Raw genomic sequence first — 23966 nt, 5'->3', positions numbered from 1 at the left:
CTTAACAAGCAAATCGGATATTTTGTTGGCTATATTTTGACTTAATGAACTTGAGATTTTATCAGTGTTAAAAACCTTTGATATAGACGAGCTAGAAGAAGGGATGTTCGTCGACTCTATAGCAAAGCAACAAGGTACCTTTAAGATTACCAGTAGAGGTAGGGTCAATTCTAAAGAGGCAATCAAGCAGCTCAAAAATAAAGGGATTTTGTCGGTTGTTGTAGACATGAGCAAACAACTAAAATCTGAGGTTGTTGAACCTGAAACGCCTGAACAAGAGCCTGAAGCTCCCGTAGAAATATCTTTCGAAGAAGAGCTCGAAGTAGCCACCAAACTTCACACTAAAGGCAAACAGATACAAAAAACAATGTTAGAGAGTATCAGTAAGAAATTACCGATAGACATTGCGATACCTGAAGCCTTCACCAACAATCTTGTTTCCTCCATTGATCGCAACCCTAACGCTTTAATGTGCATGACAAAAATTCGCGAGAAAGACACATACTTGCTAGAACACTCTTTAAATGTCGCAATTTTACTCGCTAATTTTGGCTCCCACGTAGGTTTAGCCGAAGAACAAGTACAAGAACTAGCGCTGTCTGGGTTTTTACATGACATTGGTAAAATCAAAATTCCTGATCATATTTTGCACAAGCCAGGGCGATTGACTGATCAAGAAATGACGATCATGAAAGACCATGTGTACTACGGTACAAAAGTACTGATTGAAATGGGGATCCCTGAATCAATAGTAGAAACGATTGGGCAGCACCACGAAAGGCTTGATGGTTATGGATATCCTGATGGATTGCGTGGCGACGAAATAACCCAGTTTGGACGTATGATAGCCATAGTAGACACCTACGATGCCATCACTGCAGACCGTTGTTATAAAGTCGGCATGTCATCTAAAAAAGCACTACAAATTTTGGTGCAAGATTCACCTGAAAAATACGATGGAGAGTTAGTAAAACAATTTGTGCAATGTATAGGCATTTTCCCAGTGGGTAGTTTAGTTAAACTCAACAACGAAAAAATAGCTATGGTACTTAAGCAACATCCTGTTCACGGCACCAAACCTGTAGTGAAAGTATTTTATTCAATTCGAGGCAACCATTACGTAGAGCCCAAAGAGGTGAACTTAGCTACAGTTAGCAATGGAGTTAAGATTGTTGATGCCGTCATCGCGAGCGACTTCAAACTTGATTTCAACAAGTATTTTAATGAATCAATCGCGATCTAGAGAATAACGCCTTAACGTTAACCTGCTTAGGTCACTTTTGCTTCTTTTAAAATTACGATGATTTGGTCAGTGGTCACATCAGAGGGACATACCCCTTTATTAACCAATTCTTCATGAATACATTCGGGATCATTCGACGAAAAACGAGCGCTGTTTTTCTGGACATAACGCGTTAACTTTTGCTGCAACTTTCGAGTCAAACAAGACATCTGTACATCTCTATCAGAATTAAAGGCTTAAAATAATGACGCTTCATTATTTAGCGGGTTGACAAAAAAATAGTAATTAATTTTACTTTTTTATCAATATTTAATTATAAACAAAAAATAGGCCAATAATAATTTTCTATATATATTAATCACTTACAACTTCCATCTATTCAGGTGTGTAAAAAAACCTGACAGATGATGTAAAAAAGTCAGATATATTCTCTGGCTCATTATTTCCCTTTGAATCAACATAGCCAAAGGGAAACGATAATTTAGAGCAATCCAAATGTGTTTAAGTCGAAGCTCTAACATTGCTGCTAAATAGCCGTGAATAGCGAGTCACACTAGCTACTATTCCAAACTTAAGGGTTACTGAAAAGTGAGTCCCCTCCACTAATGCCGATCAGTTAAGAAAACTTTTAATAATTGATTGATAAATTATTGATGTAAAAACAATAAAAATGGATTCCGGCCAAAAGACCGCCGGAATGACGTGGGTGAGCGATAGCAGTAAAGACTGCGGGAATGACGGTAATCCCCCTCCCACTTGTCATTCCCGAATGCTTTTATCGGGAATCCAATGTTAAATAGACTGACTGGCGTTCCATCAAAAAAATCTGCTGCTCACCTTAAGTGAACAGCATTAGTCCCCTCCACTGCTTTTGTAAATAGTTGCTCCAAGTTGTTGTGCCGTGATGACGAACAACTCGATGAAAAATCGGTTCAGTGAGTCAGGTTAGGGATAAACCTAAGGCAATAGGTTTGTAACTCTCTGTTAATCAGAAAGAAACAATAAAAAATGTTCAGTTTCAATAACGAGCTATGAATTTTACTATGGCTAATCTCTTAACAATAGTAGATGATTTGCCATGTCAAAATTTTGCGGACGTCGGTGTATATCTCTCATTAAGTTGGTTGTGATAATTCCGGTTAACGGTAATCATTATTTTGTTTAATAAGCGTTTTCAGCGGCATCAAAAAGGAAGACTGTGTCTAGCGACTATTACAACAATAAAGTGAATGAGATTTCTCAGCAGTATTTGTCTGTTACATTCGAAGACGTACACAGCACTTGGTCACACCAATTAACGCCTATTTTAGCAAAGCCTAATGCTTCAATTTTGGATATTGGCGCTGGTGTGGGCCGTGATGTAAAACGTATCGCTGAACTCGCAGCTGCAATTCAAACTCCCAACCAAACCAGCTCTAACACTTGCCAAATTTATGCCGTTGAACCTGCCGCAGAATTAATGAAAGTTGGGCAGGTAACCACTGCCGCACATACGATTCATTGGCTGCAAGACTCACTACCTTCGCTCGACAAAATAACCCGTCTAGAAATTAGCTTTGACTTAATTCTTCTCAGTGCCGTTTGGATGCATGTGCCACCTTCTGAGCGTAATCGTGCTTTGCGTAAACTGGCTAATTTACTCAAGCCGGGTGGCAAAATTGTGATTTCGCTCAAGTTTGGTATGACGGCAAACGAGCAGCAAGAACGCAGTATGTACGATGTGAGTGTCGAAGAAGTAGAAGCTTTAGCACAAAACCTAGGGTTGTTTTCTACATTAGCCACCGCAAAGCAAACAGACAAACTAGGCCGCAACGAAGTACATTGGCAAACCCTAGTGCTACAAATGCCAGATGACGGCACAGGTGCTTTCCCCTTTATTCGCCATGTGGCCATTAACGACGGTAAATCAGCCACGCACAAACTGGCGCTTTTAAGAGTTTTATTACGAATTGCCGACGGCCATCCAGGCGCAGTATTACGTCGCGAATCTAGCCCAAATGGTGACAGAGTAATTTTACCTGTTGGTTTAGTGGCCTTGTATTGGTGCCATCAATACAAAGAGTTAATAGATACGCACCGGTTATACCAAACGCCCAATAAAAGCCCGAACATGGGTTTTATGAAAGCCAATGGTTGGCATCAATTAACCCATCGCACTGCGGCAGATTACCGCATTGGTAACTTGTTTGTGGGTGACGATGCCATCGCTTTACACAAAACCATTTCGGCTGCTGTTAGCAACATTAAAGACATGCCGTGTCGTTTCATCACTCTGCCAAATAGTGATCAAGCTATTTTTGAAGTAGGCAACAAAACCGTCAAAGCTAAAGACAGCCTATTTCTAGACCTACAAACCCTAGAGCAATGGGGCGAGTTTTCACTGCCAGAATCGACATGGCTAGCCTTCAACCGTTACGCCTGTTGGATTGAGCCAGTACTCGTCAGTGAATGGGTAAAAACCATGGCAAGCTATAAAGGCAATCAGCAATATGCCGCAGCAGAAAATCAGCATCACTTACAACAAGCATTAAACTGGTTAGAGCCAAAACGCTCCACCACAGAAGTACGCACGCGATTTGAACAAGTGAAACAACAAACACCCGAACTCGCTCAATGTGTATGGTCGGCTAAATCACTAACAAAACAATACGATATTGACCACAGCATGCCTTTTTCCCGCTGGCCTAATAACGACCTATGGAACCTCTTGCCCACCGACTGCAAAATCAATAACCAAAAAAGCGACCGACTACCCACAGAACAAAAACTAAAAGACGCCAAAGAGCGGATTCAACACTGGTGGCAACAAGCTTGGCTTAAACCCAGTGATACAAACCAAATACAAGAACAAACAGCCAGCTACCAAGTTAGCCGATCTAGTACCGCTGAGACAAACAACTCAACAGAGTTAGAGCAAACAGCAACTAACCAACCATGGCAAAACAAACGTTTTTTTGCCGAAGCCAATATTGCCTTACCGGGATTAACCTCAAACAACGAATCAATCGACGACTTGTTCGAAGCGCTGTTGGTGCAGCGTGGTAGGTTGAGAGAGATGCAGCAGTTGAGAGAGTGGTAGTCATTAGAGTTGCTCAATGTGTCTGCATTTAGGAAAACTACTGCAACCCAAAAATTTATTACCAAGGTTCGCTCCTTTTTTAGCGATCCGTTTCACCATAGGCGAAGCACACTTTGGGCAAGTAGTGGTATTTGCTCGTTTAACTATTGGTTTAACTTCAGCTTGCAAAGGCTTAGTGGTTTGCACGTCAGCAATCAATTCTAGTAATTGATTGCCGTTTATCAGCTCAATGGGCAGGCCTTGTGCAAACCTAATGGCCTCATTGGTAAAATGCCCAGAACTCACCACATAAACACTCACAGCATTTGATGCGGTCAGCACACCAAACATTTCACGCACAATAGAAACGCCCACTTTAGACCTGCGCCACTGCTTGCATTGTACAATATGTAATTTCCCGTCTTTGCGCAGAGTAAGGTCGATACCTCCATCAGCCCCTCCTACCATGTTTTCTTGTACCGAAAATCCTTTTCGACGAAAAGCCTCTCCGACCAACACTTCAAAATCACTCCAAGAGGTTTCTCTAAGAGTATCAATACTGCTTTGTTGCTTAATCAGTTGTTTACGTTTTTGGTGGTTAAAAATAGAAGAAATGGCTGGGATGAGGAATAAACAAGCAAACACCCACGCCGCGTTTTGCGCGGTAGTGGCAACAGCTGACAATATTGGATTTTCACTTAGCAAATTTGGGATAACAAATTTAAGACCTACATACACACAGCTGCCCACAATGGCACTTACCCACCAAGGTAAATACGAAAGTTCTTTTAGAAGTGAAGATTTTTTACGACTCATGATCAATCCGTGACTTTTAAATAAGGTAGTAAATATACCCGTAAGTCCAAGTTGTTCAATGTGTCGTTTGATAACTGGTTATTGGATTTTATATTTGGTAGTTCATGTAATTGGTCATAAAAAGCAGCGCCAGCCTTACAGGTGAAAGTAAAGGAATACGATCCATTTATCCTCTTTATCATACTTTCGAATAACGAAATTATTTATGCCGATTGTTTTTTTGTGTTTTTTGAATAAATGAAAATTAGAGTAATTTATACTCTTTTTATCATCCATGTTTAAAAAGAAAAATTTATGACAAAATTATTGATGTTTTTTGCACTTTTTTTAATCAGTTTTACTTCACTTGCTGAGGCAGAATTTGATACGCAGCCGAAAGATTCAATTCTTTTAACTGTATTTTTGAAACACGACCAAACTAGGGTCTTAGCTGAGACTCAGGAAATTTTAACGGAACAAGGTTTCTTTGACACATTCCCGCCTAAAGGGGTCTCTGTTGTAAGTTGGTATGTAATGATGGGGATTGGGCAAGTTATTACTTTAGAAGTTCCTGCACATCAACTTAACGAAGTGAATCTTGCTATAGAGAAAACGGCGTGGAAAGCATTTACGAGTGAGTTTTATCCTACCTATAACTTATATCCTGTTTACAAAGATAGGTTAAAAAATAAAGCTAAGGTGTCTTACAAGTAATAATGGAATTACGAAGTCCCCCTCTGTAACAAAATAGTAAAAACCAAATTAAATCATATCGTTATAGTTTTTCATGTGGGTGTTGAGCTTTAGCTTGTCCCTAAAAAACACAATGAAAGCAAGGCGTTGTTAATTGTTCGTAACCCTATATCTGATGCGTAAACTTATCCCCCTTAGCTAACCACCTCGAAAATCTATTTTGTAATTCTCTGTCGCTCATATCAAAAATCTTCATAGTTTGCTTAAACGACAAGGTATTACATAAGTTTTGTTGTTCGGCTTTTAGTATTTTTACCAGTTTGGCTTTTCGTTTTGTGTCGTCCATTAAAAAATAAATAAACGCCCAGCTTGTACTGTATAAATTACTTGGTGACTGGCTGTTCCAATCCTTTCTAGATGCGCTTAACAACTTACGTAAAGGAAGCGGACGGTATTTAAGTTTGCCATTTTTATACCAGCTTTGATTACGTTTGATCACCGCAGTACTAAGATTGACAGTGATGTTTTCTAGGTATTCGGCCATACCTTCGTTAAACCATTTGTTGCTACTACCTATTATGCCGCGATTAATGGCATGCACTGATTCATGTATGGCAGTGGTTAGGGCTCGCTCAGAATTTTGGTACATTATCACTGCTTCATTTGTGCCATTGTCATAAAAGCCTGCAGTGTTTTTAAGACTGGGTGCGTGTTTTTGAGAATAGGCGCGATAACGCTGTTTAGAAGTGAAAAATCTTAGATTGACGACTACTTGTCTTAAATCTTCTTTGGCAATTAATTGGCCGTATAGGGCAAACAATTTATTAATGGAGTGGGTGAGTTTTTCTTTAAATTCAAAAGGTACATTTGCACCACTGATATTCAGTTTAAAGTAATCAAATATTTTATCTGCTGCTAATTCCAAGGGTTGCGAGTTGGTATCTTCTGGTTTGCTATCGCTAAAATGGGTAACACCCTTTTCGTCTTTCCAAGTGTAAATCTTGCTTTGAGGTTTGACTTTTACGTTGCCAAGAGAGTGATCGGTGCAGCTAAGATTGCTGCGCTGTGTTTGAGGTAATTCTTGAGGTTGGTATTGTCGAGCCGGTGAACGCGATTTTGTGGATGGTGTATCCATTGAGGCCAAATCTACGGGCGACGATCCCGCAAAGTTGGTGTCATCAAAATAGCGAAATAACTGATTTAAAAAAGACGGTAAATAGAGATTTTTATTATCTAAGTAATGGACGAGTTGAAAACTGGCTATAAAGGCTAACAAGATCAGAATTCCGTTTCTTAATAATTTTAACAAGTGAGTGCCTTTTGTAATCACAAACTAAGCGCAACATACATAGTTGCCAGTAAAAGCACTTATCGACCAAGGTAACAAAGAAGGGGCTTTTAGAAGTGAAGGGTTATTGCGGCTCATGATCAATCCGTGATAGTAAATTAGGGATTAAATATACCCGCAATTCAAAGTTGTGCAATGTGTTGTTTAATAACTGGTTATGGGATTTTATATTTTGCAATCTGTTGAGATAGGCTAATCTAACTAGTCTATTAAAGTAAAATACGAAATATTTAGAAAGACTACTAATCGTTGTACCCCCATCTTCCTCGTCACCAATGAGCATTGTTAAAAAGGGATCGCCGCCTAATGGATTTACAAGACTTAGTTAACGATATTTTGCGAAAAATTGGTCGAAACATGATGTTGTTTCAAGAGCTAGAACACTTGTTAAAATATGTCATTGCCTATGGAAATATATCTGGTTATGTTAGTGAAATTGCAGACATCAAAGCCAAACAAGTTGAAGCGGTAAGCAAACAGACTATGGGGCAGTTAGTTGGGCAGTTTATTGAAAATGCTCATTCAAATTCCGAAACAAATTTTGATGAGTCTGAAGAGTTTAATGAGGCGCAGATTTCCATTAATTTCCGCATTGAAACCACTCCAGAACGTTATGCTGAGAAGAAAGAATCCTTAGACAAATTAGTAAGAGAAAGAAACGAGCTAGTCCATCATTTACTTCCTAGGTTTGACACTAAATCTAAAGCAAGTTGTGATGAGCTAGGCAAGCAACTTGATATCCAGAGTGAAGTTGTACGAAATCAAATTAAAGAACTACAGGCGGTTATCACATCTCGTAATAAAAGTATGAAGTACATGGCTAGTTTTTACAATTCAGACGAAGGTCAAAAACAATTAGAACAGGGGTATTTAAGGCAGTCTAAGTTGGCTTCTATACTAATTGATATTGCGGATCAGCTTGACAAAGAAGATGGCTGGATATTGATAAGTTTAGCCGGTAGTCTGGTAAAGCAACATGCACCAGAAGAGTTTGATAGGTTACCTGAAATCTATGGTTTTAAAACTTTAAAACGCTTTATGATTGCAACACACCTATTCGAATTCAAAGACGAAAGAACTCCGAAAGGCGGTATGAAAGCGTTGTACCGATTGATACCTGTAATTGGAAAAAATGCTATAAAAAAATAAAAAAGGTCAGTGTCACTTTAAAACAAATTTAAGACTCAATGCGTCTTGAATTGAGTTGATGATGATTCTGTGGAACTAGTTTCGTCAAAATATAAATTCTATAGATAAAGGCAGGGCTTAAACCACTCCAATATTAGATCTTTGCTTTAATTCGCTACTATCTGCTAGCCACTATTTACTGCTTCAACAGAATGGATTCCTGCTAACAACGTGCAGGAATGACGGGATTTTAGTTAGGGGGTAAGCCAGCCGAATGCTAGATCTGCTGTACTCAGCTTTATGCTGATTTATTCTGCTGTTAGTGCATTTCTCTGTTTTATCTGTGCAGCGTAGCGCTTTGTGGTGAATGGCTTTTTAGTCTTTCGACGAAGCTGCATCCTTAAGCTCTGTCATGGTCAATTACACCTATTCTATACCTATTAAGGTTTAAGATTGAAGCGTTACACTATTGTTGAAATAAGAGTGTAACGCTTTAATTGCTTACTTAGAATGAGCGATATTATTGTCTTAATTATCGGCCGGTGTTGGCATCGGATAATGCCTTAAAGCGTACGACCTTAAATTCGCCCTTTGTAGCGTCTTTTCCGTTATTTAATACGGGAGAGCGGTGCAGTTCATTCACTGTGCCATAGATGTAACTATCTAAGCCAACTGCAAGCCCATCAGGCCATGACACATCATCGCGCTGAATTAGGGTTTTATAATGACCATTTGGTTGAACATAACCGATTGCGTCAGTTGTTATTGAAGTAACATACACATTGCCCGCGTTATCGATCGTTATGCCGTCAGAAATGGGTTTGTCACCATAACGCTGCACTTTTTTGTTTAGCTCTTGCTCTGACAGCCTTGTATCTAATAGGTTTTTAGTCGCAATTCGGTACAGGCTTGTGCCAGACATCGCGCCGTAGTAAAGGTATTCAAAGTTGCTATCGATCGTAATTGGATTCACGCCCATGCGAACTGGTTGGACGTTTAGGTAGACAGTTTGGCCATCAATGACCATATCGATGTCTTCGGCTTTAGTTGACTTCGACTCTTTCAATACTCGGCGAGCTTTGCCTGTTTTCAAGTCAACCACAATGATTGAGCTTGTGCCCGTATCAGCGATGTAGATTGCGTTGTTTTTGCTATCAACAGCTAAGTCATTTAGAAAGCTTGAGCCAGTAATCACAGGCTTAGCTAAGTAGATTACTTTATGCAGTTGTTCTTTCTTGGTGTTCCATCCTACTAATCGTCCGGCATGGTCAGGCCCAGACGTGTCCAATAACCACAAAATGCCATTGGCATCGATATTTAACCCAAGTACCCCGTAAAGACCACCAGACTCACGGCTTTGAGCCGCATACGCCCAGTTTTCGTTTGGGTAAGGTTTGGTTGTTCCATCTGGTAACAGCTCAACGATCCGTAGAGATTTGCCGTAAAACCCGTGAATACTGAGAAATATTCGGCCGTCAGGGCCCACCGCAATGTTACCCGGAGGCGTTTCGGCACTGAGCTTGGCAACTACTTCAAGCTGTCTTGCTTCATCGGCTACTGCCTTATTTAGGCTGAATGCACTGGTAGCAATCATTGCGGCCGATGCTAATAGTTTGAATGAACGCGTCATTTTAACGTTTCCTGTAAGTAAGTTATTGCCAAGTTTTTAGATTTGCTTCAATGATTCAACGACTTCGCTAGGCTCTGCGCGTTGCGTGTAATCAGCATGCACATCAGCAAATACGACTTTTCCTGATGGGGCGATGACATAGGTTGCTGCAAGAGGTAGTTCGAACGCGCCTTTGCCGTTATGAGCTTCAACTTCAATGCCAAAACCACTGTAAATAGGCTTGATTGAATCCGGTAGAGTGAACACTAGACCTAAGGTTTTAGAAAACTCAGAGTTAGGATCAGACAATACAGAAAAGCTTAGCGCATTTTTTTCCGCTGTTGAAAGTGATGCATCAGGTAGCTCAGGTGTTATAGCCAGTAAGCTAGCGCCTTGTGCTTTGATGTCGTCAAGAACGCTTTGGTAGGCACGCAATTCTAGATTGCAGTATGGGCACCAGCCGCCACGGTAAAATGTTAGTACTACTGGGCCTTGAGAAAGCTTTTCTGACAAAGTAACTTGGTTGCCAAGTTGGTCTGTAAGAGAGAATGCAGGAAACACTTCACCCGCTTTGGGAGCATTCTTCTCCAGCTCTTTTGCTTTTAGGTTGTCGGTTTCAGCCAGCATGACTGAAAGCTTTTCCGCAGGGATGTTTTTAGCAGATGCTTCGCGTACTTCAGTTAATTGATCTTTAAGACTCATCATTTTCCTTCAGGTTAAATTTATTTTTTTGAATGAACGTTCAAAATGTTATTTCCGCAAGCGGTGTTTGTCAATATCAATTTGAATAGTCATTCAAAATGTTATTAAATATCCCTGTACTCAATAAAGTAATGAGCATTATGGCGATTAAAAATGGCGATTAAAAAATTCGATATGGATGTCGTACTTGAGCAGGCAATCAATACATTTTGGCAATATGGTTATCATGGGACGTCTATGCAGCAATTGTTACAAGCCACGGGATTACGCCCAGGTAGCTTGTACCGAGAGTTTGAAAGTAAAGAAGGGTTGTACTTGCTTGCTCTGAGTCGCTATGCTGCGGCCACTATTACGACTGTGAACAACCGTATACAAGGCAGTTCAAGTGTTATTGAAGGCATTAAGTCGATACTGTTGGACTTGTTCGAAGAGGCCAAAGCTAAGAATTACTGTGGCTGCTTTTTAGTTAAAACTCAATTGGAGTTGTCAGCTCACAATGAGTCGATACTGACTAACGTTTCCGAAGAGTTTGCAAAAATCGAAGCAAATTACTGCGCTATCCTAAATACGATATTCGCTCCTGAGATCAGTTTGCAATACGCAAAACAGCTCATGCTTATAATTTTTGGTATCCGTGTTTATAGTTATCAAAGTGAGCAACCTGAAGATGTTGAGGAATTTATTTTATCCATATTGCCTTGGTTGAAAGATGATTCTAATCACAATATTAAGCAGGGTTAGCTTTTATAACTTAGGCAGGCGTTGTTGATCAAATTAAAGCCCCGATCCTGCGCCTTGAATTGCGTTGGTCATGATTCTGTGGATCTAGTTTCGTCAAAATATAAATTTTATAGATAAAAGCAGGGCTTAAACCAGCCGAATACTAGGTCTTTGCTTTAATTCGCTACTATCTGCAAGCCAATATTTACTGCTTCAACAGAATGGATTCCTGCTAACAACATGCAGGAATGACGGGATTTTAGGTAGGGGGTAAGCCAGCCGAATACTAGATCTGCTGCACACAGCTTCATGCTGATTTATTCTGCTGTTAGTGCATTTCTCTGTGTTTTCTGTGCAGTGTAGCGCTGTGTGGTGAATGGCTTTTATTTTGATTTTTGCTTTAACTCGCTGCTATCTGCTAGCCACTATTTACTGCTTCAACAGAATGGATTCCTGCTAACAACATGCAGGAATGACGGGATTTTAGGCAAGGGGTATGCCAGCCGAATGCTAGATCTGCTTCACACAACTTCATGCTGATATTATCTGCTGTTAATGATTTCCTCCGTGCTCTCTGTGTAGCGAAGCGCTCTGTGGTGAATAGCTTTTGTTTTGATCTTTGCTTTAACTCGCAGCTATCACCTAGCGACTATTTACTGTTTTAAGAATAGATTCCGGCTTAAAAGCACACCGGAATGACGAATTTTTAACCGTGATTTTTCTATTTTCTATTTCCTATTTCCTATTCGCTGCTTCACTCAGCTCCATTCTGATTTTGTCTGTTCTTGCTGCATTTACTCATACCAATCGGATTTCTATCTTTTTACCTAAAGCAGACGCAAAACGTTCAAGTGTGGATAGCTTTACATCATCAGAATGGTTTTCAATTCTAGATATCGCACTTTTTTGAGTGTGTAGCATTTCGGCCAATGCTTGTTGGGTTATGCCTGATTCTTTTCTAGCCGTTTTCAGCATGATGCCAAATTTTAAATTTTGGTAACCTTCATCATATCCTTTGGCAAAATCTTTATCATCGGCTTTACGTTTGGCTACGTACTTTTTTAAATCGCTCATTGTTTTTTCCTCTGTAGATAATCACTACGTCTTTGTTCTGCGAGTTTGATATCTTTGGCTGGCGTTTTTTGAGTTTTCTTTTGAAAACCATGGTTAAGTACTACTAAGTTATCACCATCGAAAAAGCCTAATAATCTAAAAATATTATTGCCCACTTGCGCTCTTACTTCCCAAATGTCTTGGGTATTAACCAGCTTCTTTAAATAAGTAGTAGGAATAACATCTAGCTCTTCAACCAATTGTAAGATCCAAGTTATTTTTTGAGCTTGCTTTGCTGGCAATGAATCCAAGAACTAAGCAACGGGTGTTTTACCTTCTTGTGTTGTATAAAAATTAATAGTTTTCATCTCAATGTTAACATCCATGTGAACTTCTGCAAGTTTCTAATCAGGTATATATAGATAAGTGATGATAGATACGTCCAGTATTAAATACGTTGAAATGAATATACTGGGAGTGTCATCAATAAATGGTGTGAGGTGAATGATTTTCTTTATGCAAGTTTGCACTATCTGCTAGCCACTATTTACTGCTTCAACAGAATGGATTCCTGCTAACAACATGCAGGAATGACGGGATTTTAGGCAGGGGGCAAGCCAGCTCAATGCTAGTTCTGCTTCACACAGCTTCATGCTGATTTTATCTGCTGTTAGTGCATTTCTCCGTATTCTCTATGTAGCGTCGCGCTCTGTGGTGAATGGCTTTTAGTTTTAGCCCTATATTTGATGCGTAAACTTATCGCCATCAGCTAACCACTGTGAAAATCTATTTTGTAATTCTCTGTCGCTCATATTAAAAATCTTCATAGTTTGCTTAAACGACAAGGTATTATCTTGTTGATTAATATGAATATTTTGAATGGTTTTATGATCTTTTAAGCTCTACTCTATATTCGCGATCTGCTCTCGCATTTGCTCAATTAACACTTTAAGTTCTACCGCTGATTGGGTGATATCCGTATTAATAGATTTAGAGCCTAGGGTGTTGGATTCGCGGTTGAACTCTTGCATCATAAAATCGAGTCTGCGGCCTACTGCCCCACCCTTTTTGAGTATTTTGTGGGTTTCGCCAATGTGCGAGATTAAGCGGTCTAGTTCTTCGGCTACGTCTACTTTTTGTGCCAGCATCACCATTTCTTGTTCAACACGGGCTGCATCGAGTTCTATTTTAGCTTCTTCGAAGCGGGCTTGGATTTTTTCGCGTTGCCATTTGATTACGTCTGGCATGTGGGCGGTGACTTTTTCGACTTCTGCGTTAATACCGTCTAAACGTTGTTCAATCATGGCTTTTAGATTGCTGCCTTCGGTCGCTCGTGCGGCGATGAAGTCTTTTAGTGTAAGGTCAAATTCAGTCAGAATATCGGCTTGAATACCGTCCATGTCGGCTTCTTCGGCTGAAATTACGCCAGGCCAACGTAATACGTCTAAGGGGTTAACGCCGGCTGATTGGCCGTGTGATTGCACCCAGTCTGCCGCGTGCATCACTTGTTTAGCTAAGTCTTCGTTGAGGTTAAGTTTGCCTACCGCTGCGTCGTTGGCGACAAAACGTAGTGAACATTCTACTTTGCCACGTTGCAGTTGTTTGCGAAAACGTTCTCGCAATACGGGTTCCATACTTTTAAATTGCTCTGGGAGCCTGAAATAGGTTTCTAGAAATCGTTGGTTAACGGAACGCACTTCCCACACAGCTGTGCCCCAATTGGCTTTAAGTTCGCGGCGGGCAAAAGCAGTCATACTGTAAATCATTGAATTCTTCCTATGTCTTGGTTGTGGGTATTATACCCCTGTTGTGCCTTGGGGCGAGTGGCTTAAGTGATTATTTGTTTTAGAAGGGCGTAAAACTCAAGAAAATTTACGTGGAAGCCTTTATAATTCGGCGCATTAATTAGTATGTGAATATTTAGGAGAGCAACATGCGTCCAAGTGGAAGAACTGCCAGTCAAATTCGCCCCGTTACTATTACCCGTAATTTTACCTGTCATGCTGAAGGGTCAGTTTTGATCGAGTTTGGCAATACTAAGGTGTTGTGTAACGCTTCGGTCACCGAAGGTGTGCCGCGTTTTATGAAAGGTCAGGGTAAAGGCTGGGTAACCGCAGAATACAGTATGTTGCCACGAGCTACTCATACTCGCTCTGATCGTGAAGCCGCTCGTGGTAAACAAGGCGGGCGTACTTTAGAGATTCAACGTTTAATTGCCCGTTCATTGCGCGCAGCAGTGGATTTAAAATTGCTGGGTGAGAACACAATTGTGGTTGATTGTGATGTGATTCAGGCTGATGGCGGTACACGTACTGCGTCTATTACCGGGGCCTGTGTCGCATTGGCCGACGCGTTAACTTGGATGCGTGCTAAAGGTATTTTAAAAGCTAATCCAATCAAACACATGATTGCTGCTTTATCTGTTGGCGTGTACAAAGGCGTCGCTATTGCTGATTTAGAATACCTTGAAGATTCTGATGCCGAGACCGATATGAATGTTGTCATGACCGACACCGGCAAATTCATTGAAGTACAAGGTACAGCAGAAGGTGAACCTTTTGAGATGGACGAGTTAAACGAAATGTTGGAATTAGCTAAAAACGGCATTCGTGAGTTGTTCGATGAGCAAAAATTGGCTTTGAACTAGGGCAATATGATGCAAGATTATCAGCGGGATTTTATTGAATTTGCACTTGCTCGTAATGTTTTAAAGTTTGGTCAGTTTACCCTTAAATCTGGTCGAGTGAGCCCGTACTTTTTTAATGCGGGTTTGTTCAATACAGGTGGTGATTTAGCCAAGCTTGGGCAGTTTTACGCGCAAACTTTGCAGGTTTCAGGTATCGATTACGATGTGTTATTTGGTCCTGCCTATAAAGGTATTCCTATCGCCACCACTACGGCTGTTGCATTAGCAGACAAACACAATGTCGATAAGCCTTATTGTTTTAATCGTAAAGAAGCCAAAACCCATGGTGAAGGTGGCAACCTAGTTGGTAGTCCTTTAGCGGGTAAAATCATGCTGGTGGATGATGTGATTACCGCAGGTACGGCTATTCGTGAATCAATGCAATTAATTGCTGCCAATAATGCGCAACTTGCAGGGGTGTTGATTGCCTTAGATAGACAAGAAAAAGGCCAAGGTGAACTTTCAGCTATTCAAGAAGTGGAACGTGACTTTGGTACGCAAGTGGTTTCGATTGTGAGTTTGAGTGATTTAGTTGAATACTTAAGTGATAAAGCAGATATGGCTGAGCACTTAACTAATATTAAGCAATATCAAATTGACTACGGGATCTAAGGTGAGTACGCCAGTTTCATTCGAGTCCGCAGACTATCAATTGGATGCAATTGGATTGCGTTGCCCTGAGCCTGTTATGATGGTGCGCTTGAAAATTCGCGAGATGCAAGTGGGTGAAACCGTCACTGTAACAGCCGATGACCACTCGACTACTCGGGATGTTCCTAGCTTTTGCCGTTTTATGGAGCATGAGTTACTGGGATCTCAAAGTAGCACTTCTCCTTACCAATACCTGATCAAAAAAGGTCGCTAAAATAGCGACCTTTATTCAATTGAGCTTCAATCTACCCAATGTTTGTTACTTGGGCTTGCGGAACTTCATGGTCCAGCGGTCGGTATTGCCTGTAACCGACTTCACCCCTACTTCGTAACGTAACTCGTCGTCAGCGCGGTAATGAAGATCGGAATAATCGACGAATTCAAAGCCAGCTTCTTGAATTTCTTTGATTGCTAGAACAGGGTCAACTCGGCGTCGATTGGCAGAGTTTGGCTGCTCCATATGACGAGCCGTATGATCAACAACAGCATAAACGCCACCCGGTTTGAGTGCTTCAAAGGCTAACTTATTCATAGTACGGCGACCTTCTTCTCCGAAGTTATGGTAGTTACGAAACGTCAGTACCATATCAAGGTTTGTTACTCCAAAAGTACTTGCATCTAAAGAATAAAAACGTTCACCCTCTTTTCGATAAAGTTTGGCGTCTTCGGCAACAATTTTTACTTTTTCGAAACCAGGCTGTTCGCTTAAATCGCTAATTCTACCGGTACCGACTGCTGCATAATATTCTCCATTTTCACTGACAACAGGCGCTAAAATTTTTGTGTACCAGCCGCCACCGGGAATAAGTTCAAGGATTTTCATATCGTCACGCAAACCAAAAAATTCTAAGGTTTGCAACGCTTTGCGATTCCTGTCACGGTCGCTTTCGGCTTGGGTTCTTATGTCGGATTTTAATGCTGTTTTGATTTTCTCTGCCGTTGCGTCAAAGCTGTCAGCGGCTATTGAATTAGCGCTTACTGCAAGTAGTAATATAGGTAGAAGTTTCTTCACTGATGTTTCTCCATTTAAAGTAAATTTATTACAACGCCGTAACAGACCGTTGTATCGCCTCATTTGTTTCAATTAAATCAATAAGCTATTGATGAGTGTGTATTAAACAATACATCTATTCGCTTTGGTTAAAGCTCACCTAGACTAAAGCTGTAGTCTCCACTATTGAGCATTAAATGATTTTTACCGTTTAACTGTTGTTCTGTGCCTAACTCAGCGAGTTGATAGAACACATTTTGATGTAGACGAGCCCATAAATTTCTGCGAACCAAAGCATAAGGTAGGAAGGCTGCAGTTTTTTTGTCCGCAAAAATTTTTATGGGGTTTTCGGAGCTAACTATAAAATCATCACCAGTGTTGGTGGTGAATAACAATTTATCCTCTTCTTTTTGCCACTGGGTAATGATAAAAGGCACGTCTTCAACTTGAATCCCTACCTTCTCTACTGGTGTAACCAAAAAATAATTTTGGTCTTCGCGTTTTAACACACTGGCAAAAAGTTTAACTAGTGGCTTTCGGCCGATGGGGGTGCCCATGTAAAACCAAGTGCCATCGTGTTTTATTTGTATATCAATGTCACCACAAAAGTCGGGGTTCCATTTATCAACAGGCGGCAACGCAGCATTTTGTGCGCTGATTTGATTTTGAAAGGCGCCTAAATCGAAAGTTGCCATTTAAAGGGATTCTTTAATCTCGCGTAATTTTGCTTTAATACGCCGCATGTTTTCAGGTCCTGTACGCAATAACTGCTTTTGAGGAGCGGTTAAAGATTCTAGTCGGCTATCTTTAAATTTGTACATGACACTATCGGTGTACACTTCGAGTGGAAACGGCACTTCTGGTGTGTCTAGTAATACATCTATGGCTTCTTCAAGCTTGTCGTCAAAGCTGTCGTATGGGCTCGCAATCTCAGAGAAAATTTGTTCAATTGCTGGTTTGTATTCTTGATACAGTTGCAACAAAGATTCGGTTTCAAGTGATTCAAGCACTTCAACATAAGGCGCATAACGCTTGAAACTGGCCGGGTCAATCCATTCTTTATCGGCTTGCCTGTAGGTGCGAAATGGTTTATCTGGTTTAGCCAATACCCTATTGTTAGTGGCTAATCCTTCGTCGGCTAAAGTGTTGGTCATGATTACAAAGCGCTGCAATAGTGCGTCATCAATCAGTAAACGCGCAAAAGCATCATAGTCAGATAAGCTTAATAATTTAGTTTTCACTGTTCCATCGCTGGTATCTAAAGGTTCAGGCTCTGGAATCACTTCGGGTTCCGGGTCCTCTATCACTGGCTCTGGAATGACTTCGGTGGGTGGCTCTTCGATAACAGGTTCAATTTGAGGTTCAATCACAGGAGAGACAGGTGCCACAACGAGCGGTTCAGGCTTAGGCTCTGGTTCGCTGGGCCAAAACACTACCGCTAAAATTACAGCCAAAACAATTGCACCTATAGTGAAATGTGGAATTAACGATTTTTTAGATTCTTCGCTCATGATTTTCCTATTAACTAAATGCCTTTCTTTATACGTTCACTTCAGCCTACTTAAATAACCGCCTAAATGATACGTGCATACCGTAAAATATTGTAATTGTATTCATAACTGGACTGACCATTGTTTGACATTTACACTGATTATGTCGCTAACTTATTTTAAGACAAGTAGAAGCCTTTTGAATATTATTTTATATGCAGTGCCGTTTTTTTTCTTGCTGATCATAATCGAATTGTTGTTAGAAAAAGTTAAAGGTACCGATTATTACCGCGTTAATGACAGCATTAATAGTTTAACCGCCGGTGTGTTAAGTAGAATGACCGGTATCATCAAGTTATTGTTACCTTTGACTATTTACGTGCTGGTTTACGAGCAACTAGCATTGTTTCAATTATCATCAAGCTGGTGGGTGTGGCTAAGTGCGTTTGTACTGTATGATTTTTGTTATTATTGGAACCATCGTCTAGGACACGAGATGAATATCTTGTGGGCCGCCCATGTAGTCCATCACTCCAGCGAAGAATACAATTTAACAACCGCATTGCGACAAAGTAGTAGCAGTTTTTTCAGCTGGATTTTTTACCTTCCTATGGCGATATTGGGTTTTGAGCCCGCCTTACTTATAGCAGTAGGGTCCTTAAATCTTATCTACCAATTTTGGGTTCATACTCGGCATATTCCAAAGTTGGGTTGGTATGAGTGGGTGTTTGTTACCCCGTCTAACCATAGAGTGCATCACGCACAAAACCAAATATATATCGATCGCAATTATGGAGGTGTGTTTATTCTGTGGGATCGCCTGTTTGGTTCATTCCAGGAGGAGTTGGATGAAGAGCCTCCTATTTATGGTATTCGAAAAGCACTTAAAAGTTGGAATCCGCTTTGGGCAAACGTCCATGTTTACAGCCAATTATTTAAAGACAGTTGGCATGCAAAACGTTGGCAAGATAAACTACTCATTTGGTTTAAACGCACCGGGTGGCGACCTGCAGATGTGGAACTTAATTACCCACTAAGCCGGGTTGATCTGACTAAATTTAAAAAATTCGACATTTCGCTGTCATTAACTAATAAATTTTACAGCCTAATACAATATTCATTGATTGTGTTTATTGGTTTGTTGTTAATGATGAATGTTTCAAGCTTCAGTGTTGTTGAGCAAATTTTAGTTGTGTTATTTGTTTTTTATTCCAGTATTTCTGCAGGCTTAGTGATGGAAAATAACCCTAAGGCAATGTATTTGGAGTGTCTTAAATACACTTTAATTGTAGGTGCGTTAATAGTGTATAGCTTACCCAATTGGCTCGAATGGACACTTGCCCTGTGGGTAGTGATTAATACAGTATTCTTGTTCTATAAAAAGGCCGAGATTCTTAACACTGCAGAACCTACTCTAGAAATAGACGGTAACCTGAATAAAATGGGCTAGAGGCTAGAGAGCTGGGTGATGTTATCCAGCTTATTGCAACACTGCACTGTTATCAAAGCGCAATCCATATTGACGGTTCAAACGACTAATTTCACCCTGATTAAATAGTTTGCTGAGTTCATCGGAAAACATCCTCTTAAAAGACGAATTATTGGAGGTTTTTGAAAACCCAAAATACCCATTAGTCGATTGGATTTCAGGAAGTAATAACTGCAAATCTTTAGCGAGTTTTTCGTTTGAAATAATAAATTCAGCATTTCTTAGGTTGGCCAATACAAAGTCAATTCGCTTTTTGACAACCATTTGAATACCGTTTCTTAACCTTGGTACGTTATAGATATTGATCAAGTGTTTCGATGATTCATAGTTCTCACCACCAGTCCAACCTAGTGGCACGCCTAACGTTTTACCTTGCAACGTGGATAAGTTGCCCGTCCATTGAATAGTATTGGAGCGATGCGCAAACAGTACCATCTTGTCCTTATAAAATGGATGGGCACTAAAATCAAATAACGCTTCCCTTTTTGCGGTTTTATAAGGGCCAATGATGACATCAGCCTGACCATTTTCAATCATTGTCTGTGCGCGCTTCCACGGCACAATAATGATTTTATAGGGCATATCCATTGAGGACATGATCTGACTAATAATATCGGATGCTAAGCCAGTTATTTGACCATTTTTAGTTTGTTGTAAAATAACCGGAAAGCTCGAGCCAACAAATAATATCTCATTAGATTTAGCCTGAGTGACCAAAGGCACACTAATGAATAATAGGAAAACTAAATATTTCACTCAGGTATTACACCCGCAGTATTAGTGTAGTGATTAAGATGGTCGTATTTAGGTTTTCGGTTCCACTAAGGAAAGTAGAATGAGACATACTGGCCTAGCTAACATGGTAAGTTCTTTACAGCATTCCATAAAGCTAGGTTTTTTAAAAGGTTATTTTTGACTTGGTATTGATATGAAGCGGCAAAGTCCGTTTATTCAGCCAACTAAAACTGTGTCAATTTCTACCATAAAGGGCGTGTTACAACCCTAACGAATTAGCGATAAATTGAGAATGGCAGAAAGTTAACATCGCAGAACCTAGCGGTTTTCCTTAGTATTATGGATAAACAGATAGGTATAAAAAGCCCCCATCGCCACTATTATTCCAATACCAAGTATAGAGCCCCATGCTACTGGGTCGTTCAAAATTAGATCCCACATAAAAATTAACCTCTGTTAGTTCGTTTGATAACAGAGGTTAGTTTAGGTCGTTATTGATACTTCATATTGATCTAGATCAGCTTTGCAGCAGCGGGCATTAATGCTCGAAAGAGAGCGTGAGTAACTCGACTGAATCAGCAAAAGTTAAAGTTTGTAATTTACCTTTGCCTTCGATATTAATGGTGTTGACTTGTTTCGGCCAAAGGTCCCGTAAGGCATTATGACGTATCGACATATTTTCCATTTTACTCGGTTGTGTGGTTTCTTGATATACCCACAAAAATTTTCCGTCTATTTCGACCCCTACCATTTTTAGTGGTAGCAATTGCTCACTACTATCATACAAACTAAAGCGCTTATTAACGTAATCGCCAAACTGTTCTTGAGTCTCTGTTGAGTCAAGAATATCAGCATCCTTACCGAAAATTTCTTTCACCGCGTGTTCTGCATCATGTACTCTAAATCGATGCATGACTTCGATATTTTCGGTACGTGGATTAAATAACACTGTGCTAAAAGAGGTTTTTTGCTGGTGGGCCGAAATAGAGAACGCTGCAAATAGCAGCGTTCCTAGAGCCCAATTAACGATTTTATTCATCGTTGTCTTTGTCATCTTCTTCTTTGTCTGTTTTTAGCTCAGTTTTAATATCTTGCATAATGTCTCTAGATACCTTTCTGGTGCTCTTTTTCGACTTGTATGCTTCGATACGAGAAGGGACAATTTTACGAGGATAATGGTTGTTATCAACGTTTACATCTGCGGTTTCCCAGCGAGGATCAACAGTCACGCTGACTAGCTCTTTGTTTTTGTCTGTGATGATCATCTTGTTAACTGCTTTAGGGGTACGACGCCATATTTCTGCAGGTATGTACTGATTTTCTGTGGTGCCGTCAGCAAAGGTCAGCTCTAAAATGATCGGCATGACTAAGCCGCCTTTGTTAGAAAACTCTAAAACATAGTAGTTTTTGTCTTCTTTAACCGCGCGTTCAAATACAGTTTTTTCCCACGGCTCCAATTTGTCCAAAAACTTCTTGTATGCATTACGTTCTTTATTGGTCACAGTAAAGCGATCGTTTTCGTCATAGAAATCAGTGATATCAGGGAAACGTTCAACCCATAATTTTTTGCCTTCGGCTTTATTACGCTCGTCGGTTAAAGATAGTGGTTTGTCTAATTCTTCTTGGCGCAAACGGTTAAAGTCAATATCAGGATCTTTAGTATCCAAGCGCAACTTAGAGATTCTATCGATTGAGATATCTACATGATCTGTACTGTAGAACCAACCACGCCAAAACCAATCTAAATCAACACCTGAAGCTTCTTCCATAGTACGGAAAAAATCGGCTGGTGTAGGACGCTTATATTTCCAACGTAAAGCATATTCCTTGAACGCAAAATCAAATAATTCACGACCTAAAATTGTCTCGCGAAGAATATTTAATGCTACAGCAGGTTTACCGTAGGCATTGGGTCCTAAACGTAAAACGCTATCAGATTGAGTCATAATAGGTACTTGGGTAGATGACTTCATATAGCTCACGATATCCCGTGGCTCTACACCCCAAGGAATAGTTGGATCCCATTCGCGACCAGCCACTCCATCTAAGAAGCTATTCAGACCTTCATCCATCCAAGTCCATTGGCGCTCATCAGAGTTAACCACCATTGGAAAATAAATATGTCCAACTTCGTGAATCACCACGCCAATCAAAAAGCGTTTTTCGGCTTGAGAATAAGTACGGCTACCGTCGTCTTGTAATTCTGTACGAGGACCATTGAAAGTGATCATCGGATATTCCATACCACCTACAGGACCATTGACTGACTGGGCTACTGGATACGGGTAATCAAAAGAAAAGCGGCTATACACTTCTAAAGTTTGAATGACAGCTTCAGTGGAATATTTCTTCCATAAATCGCCACCTTCTTTAGGATAAAAAGACATAGCCATAACCAAAGGTTGGTCGTTACCACCTTGCTGATGACCACGTGCATCCCACATAAATTTACGTGAAGAAGCCCATGCAAAATCGCGCACGTTTTCGGCTTTAAATTTCCACGTTTTAGACTTAGTAGTGCCTTCTTTTTCGTTTTCTAGTGCTTCTTCTTCAGTCACTATAAATACAATTCGGTCAGCTTTTTCAGCTTCTTTCAGGCGCTTACGTTGTGTAGATGTCAAAACACTCTTAGGGTTTTGCAAGGCACCTGTTGAGCTAACAATATGATCAGCAGGTACTGTTAATTCAACATCGTAATTACCGAACTCCAAAGTAAACTCACCACGACCAATAAACTCTTTGTTAGTCCAAGCTTCATAATCTGTGTAGGCATGTAAACGTGGGAACCACTGCGCAAGCAAAAATATGTCATTGCCGCCTTCTCGTTCATCATCAGGGAAGTGTTCGTAGCCTGAACGTGCCGATACCGCATCTTCTTCTACAATGTTGAAAGCAAAATCAATTGAGAATTCTACTTTTTTCCCTGGCCTAAGAGGGGTAGGCAAATCGACACGCATGTTGGTACCAACAATAGTGTGCTTAAGTGTCTTACCTTTACTGTTTTTTACAGCTTGAATGTCATAACCTAAAACATTGTCTTCTGTAAATTGGTGGCGGCGCAATGCTCCTAAACTAAGCTGAGCTGGTTTGCTACCGGATGCTGTTGAAGTTGCTGGACCACGATTACCTATACCACCAAAGGTGGTTGTCATGGCAGACATCGAATCATTACGAAACTTATTCTGATCCAACTGTACCCAAAGATACTTAAGAGTATCTGGAGAATTATTGTGGTAAGTGATGTCTTGGCTAGCAGTAATTCGACGTTTGTTTTCGTCTAGTTTTGCTTTGATTTTGTAATCAACTTGCTGTTGCCAATATTCATGCCCAGGTTCACCTGCTGCGTTGCGGTAGACGTTAGGGGTAGGAAGAGACTCTTCTAATTGACGAAATTTATCTTCAAAGTCGCCTTTAGTTTGGTTAATTGATGCATTGGCAGCGCCAATAGTCGTAAACGACAGCACTGCTATGGTAATGAGTTTATTAAACATTTTATTCCCTAATGGTCGTTAATCGTGATCTGCGGGGCAATTTTTGCTTCTTTGAGTACGAGCATTTTTTACCGCTCCCCATTT

General features: G+C 40.4%; 24 protein-coding genes. 9 read left to right on the top strand and 15 right to left on the bottom strand.

Annotated elements, in window-relative coordinates; all coding sequences use genetic code 11:
* Positions 1–64: 64 nt before the first annotated feature.
* Positions 65–1243 carry an HD-GYP domain-containing protein gene (locus KO534_RS08790; protein ID WP_215929277.1) on the top strand — a complete coding sequence of 393 codons (1179 nt, stop codon included), beginning with the start codon at positions 65–67 and terminating at the stop codon, positions 1241–1243.
* A 26-nt stretch (positions 1244–1269) separates the two neighbouring features.
* Here KO534_RS08790 and KO534_RS08785 read toward each other — a convergent pair whose 3' ends face one another.
* Positions 1270–1452, bottom strand: a complete 183-nt coding sequence (locus tag KO534_RS08785; RefSeq protein ID WP_215929276.1) for a hypothetical protein — start codon at positions 1450–1452, stop codon at positions 1270–1272.
* A 989-nt stretch (positions 1453–2441) separates the two neighbouring features.
* Between KO534_RS08785 and KO534_RS08780 the strand changes: the two genes are divergently transcribed.
* On the top strand, positions 2442–4322 hold the full coding sequence (locus tag KO534_RS08780) for a methyltransferase (RefSeq protein WP_215929275.1): 1881 nt from the start codon (positions 2442–2444) through the stop codon (positions 4320–4322).
* Between the two features lie 3 nt (positions 4323–4325).
* Here KO534_RS08780 and KO534_RS08775 read toward each other — a convergent pair whose 3' ends face one another.
* Positions 4326–5117, bottom strand: coding sequence for a restriction endonuclease (locus tag KO534_RS08775; protein WP_215929274.1), 792 nt, complete (start codon positions 5115–5117; stop codon positions 4326–4328).
* A 294-nt stretch (positions 5118–5411) separates the two neighbouring features.
* Between KO534_RS08775 and KO534_RS08770 the strand changes: the two genes are divergently transcribed.
* Positions 5412–5810 carry a hypothetical protein gene (locus tag KO534_RS08770; RefSeq protein ID WP_215929273.1) on the top strand — a complete coding sequence of 133 codons (399 nt, stop codon included), beginning with the start codon at positions 5412–5414 and terminating at the stop codon, positions 5808–5810.
* A gap of 145 nt (positions 5811–5955) precedes the next feature.
* Here KO534_RS08770 and KO534_RS08765 read toward each other — a convergent pair whose 3' ends face one another.
* Positions 5956–7098: a DUF4124 domain-containing protein gene (locus KO534_RS08765; protein ID WP_215929272.1), complete on the bottom strand. Its 1143-nt coding sequence runs from the start codon at positions 7096–7098 to the stop codon at positions 5956–5958.
* Between the two features lie 345 nt (positions 7099–7443).
* Here KO534_RS08765 and KO534_RS08760 point away from each other — a divergent pair, with 345 nt between their 5' ends.
* The gene (locus KO534_RS08760; RefSeq protein WP_215929271.1) at positions 7444–8286 is read left to right on the top strand and encodes an OST-HTH/LOTUS domain-containing protein; all 843 of its coding nucleotides are present in this window, start codon (positions 7444–7446) and stop codon (positions 8284–8286) included.
* 511 nt (positions 8287–8797) lie between these two features.
* Here KO534_RS08760 and KO534_RS08755 read toward each other — a convergent pair.
* Together KO534_RS08755 and KO534_RS08750 are read right to left on the bottom strand one after the other, a co-directional pair.
* On the bottom strand, positions 8798–9895 hold the full coding sequence (locus KO534_RS08755) for an L-dopachrome tautomerase-related protein (RefSeq protein WP_215929270.1): 1098 nt from the start codon (positions 9893–9895) through the stop codon (positions 8798–8800).
* A 36-nt stretch (positions 9896–9931) separates the two neighbouring features.
* Positions 9932–10576, bottom strand: a complete 645-nt coding sequence (locus KO534_RS08750) for a peroxiredoxin-like family protein (RefSeq protein ID WP_215929269.1) — start codon at positions 10574–10576, stop codon at positions 9932–9934.
* Between the two features lie 153 nt (positions 10577–10729).
* Between KO534_RS08750 and KO534_RS08745 the strand changes: the two genes are divergently transcribed.
* Positions 10730–11317, top strand: coding sequence for a TetR/AcrR family transcriptional regulator (locus KO534_RS08745; protein WP_215929268.1), 588 nt, complete (start codon positions 10730–10732; stop codon positions 11315–11317).
* A 777-nt stretch (positions 11318–12094) separates the two neighbouring features.
* Here the strand turns inward: KO534_RS08745 and KO534_RS08740 are convergent.
* The 3 genes from KO534_RS08740 to KO534_RS08730 all read right to left on the bottom strand — a co-directional run bounded on the left by KO534_RS08740 (position 12095) and on the right by KO534_RS08730 (position 14115).
* Positions 12095–12370, bottom strand: coding sequence for a helix-turn-helix domain-containing protein (locus KO534_RS08740; RefSeq protein ID WP_215929267.1), 276 nt, complete (start codon positions 12368–12370; stop codon positions 12095–12097).
* A complete protein-coding gene (locus KO534_RS08735; protein ID WP_215929266.1) occupies positions 12367–12651 on the bottom strand; it encodes a type II toxin-antitoxin system RelE/ParE family toxin in 285 nt (94 codons plus the stop codon). The genes KO534_RS08740 and KO534_RS08735 overlap by 4 nt, the downstream gene beginning before the upstream one ends.
* 600 nt (positions 12652–13251) lie before the next feature.
* The gene (locus tag KO534_RS08730) at positions 13252–14115 is read right to left on the bottom strand and encodes a YicC/YloC family endoribonuclease (RefSeq protein ID WP_215929265.1); all 864 of its coding nucleotides are present in this window, start codon (positions 14113–14115) and stop codon (positions 13252–13254) included.
* Positions 14116–14282: 167 nt separating this feature from the next.
* On the opposite strand from KO534_RS08730, the gene rph reads away from it, so the two are divergent.
* From rph to tusA, 3 genes are read left to right on the top strand one after another with little or no spacing between them, the layout of a single operon-like run.
* On the top strand, positions 14283–14996 hold the full coding sequence (gene rph / locus KO534_RS08725) for a ribonuclease PH (protein ID WP_215929264.1): 714 nt from the start codon (positions 14283–14285) through the stop codon (positions 14994–14996).
* 9 nt (positions 14997–15005) lie between these two features.
* Positions 15006–15647: an orotate phosphoribosyltransferase gene (gene pyrE / locus KO534_RS08720; protein WP_215929368.1), complete on the top strand. Its 642-nt coding sequence runs from the start codon at positions 15006–15008 to the stop codon at positions 15645–15647.
* A gap of 1 nt (position 15648) precedes the next feature.
* The gene (gene tusA / locus KO534_RS08715; protein WP_215929263.1) at positions 15649–15900 is read left to right on the top strand and encodes a sulfurtransferase TusA; all 252 of its coding nucleotides are present in this window, start codon (positions 15649–15651) and stop codon (positions 15898–15900) included.
* A gap of 45 nt (positions 15901–15945) precedes the next feature.
* Here the strand turns inward: tusA and KO534_RS08710 are convergent, their stop codons facing one another.
* The 3 genes from KO534_RS08710 to KO534_RS08700 form a co-directional block, all read right to left on the bottom strand.
* Entirely contained in the window at positions 15946–16698 is a 753-nt protein-coding gene (locus KO534_RS08710) for a class I SAM-dependent methyltransferase (protein ID WP_215929262.1), read from the bottom strand.
* Positions 16699–16826: 128 nt separating this feature from the next.
* Entirely contained in the window at positions 16827–17372 is a 546-nt protein-coding gene (locus tag KO534_RS08705) for a DUF1285 domain-containing protein (RefSeq protein WP_215929261.1), read from the bottom strand.
* Complete coding sequence (locus KO534_RS08700; RefSeq protein WP_215929260.1) at positions 17373–18188, bottom strand: DUF3014 domain-containing protein; 816 nt, start codon at positions 18186–18188, stop codon at positions 17373–17375.
* Between the two features lie 178 nt (positions 18189–18366).
* Between KO534_RS08700 and KO534_RS08695 the strand changes: the two genes are divergently transcribed.
* On the top strand, positions 18367–19617 hold the full coding sequence (locus KO534_RS08695) for a sterol desaturase family protein (RefSeq protein WP_215929259.1): 1251 nt from the start codon (positions 18367–18369) through the stop codon (positions 19615–19617).
* Between the two features lie 30 nt (positions 19618–19647).
* Here KO534_RS08695 and KO534_RS08690 read toward each other — a convergent pair whose 3' ends face one another.
* From KO534_RS08690 to KO534_RS08675, 4 genes are all read right to left on the bottom strand, one after another.
* On the bottom strand, positions 19648–20412 hold the full coding sequence (locus tag KO534_RS08690; protein WP_215929258.1) for a substrate-binding periplasmic protein: 765 nt from the start codon (positions 20410–20412) through the stop codon (positions 19648–19650).
* Between the two features lie 297 nt (positions 20413–20709).
* The gene (locus tag KO534_RS08685) at positions 20710–20832 is read right to left on the bottom strand and encodes a DUF3149 domain-containing protein (protein ID WP_215929257.1); all 123 of its coding nucleotides are present in this window, start codon (positions 20830–20832) and stop codon (positions 20710–20712) included.
* Between the two features lie 97 nt (positions 20833–20929).
* Positions 20930–21430 (bottom strand): DUF6702 family protein, encoded by a 501-nt coding sequence (locus KO534_RS08680; RefSeq protein ID WP_215929256.1) that lies wholly within the window; start codon positions 21428–21430, stop codon positions 20930–20932.
* The gene (locus tag KO534_RS08675; protein WP_215929255.1) at positions 21423–23882 is read right to left on the bottom strand and encodes a M1 family metallopeptidase; all 2460 of its coding nucleotides are present in this window, start codon (positions 23880–23882) and stop codon (positions 21423–21425) included. Before KO534_RS08675 ends, KO534_RS08680 begins: the two co-directional genes overlap by 8 nt.
* Between the last annotated feature and the right edge of the window lie 84 nt (positions 23883–23966).

The sequence above is a fragment of the Paraglaciecola arctica genome, from assembly GCF_018861065.1.
In the GTDB taxonomy this organism is placed as follows: domain Bacteria; phylum Pseudomonadota; class Gammaproteobacteria; order Enterobacterales; family Alteromonadaceae; genus Paraglaciecola; species Paraglaciecola arctica_B.
Note: the sequence above shows the minus strand (reverse complement) of the source record. Positions and strands in the feature narration are given on the sequence as shown.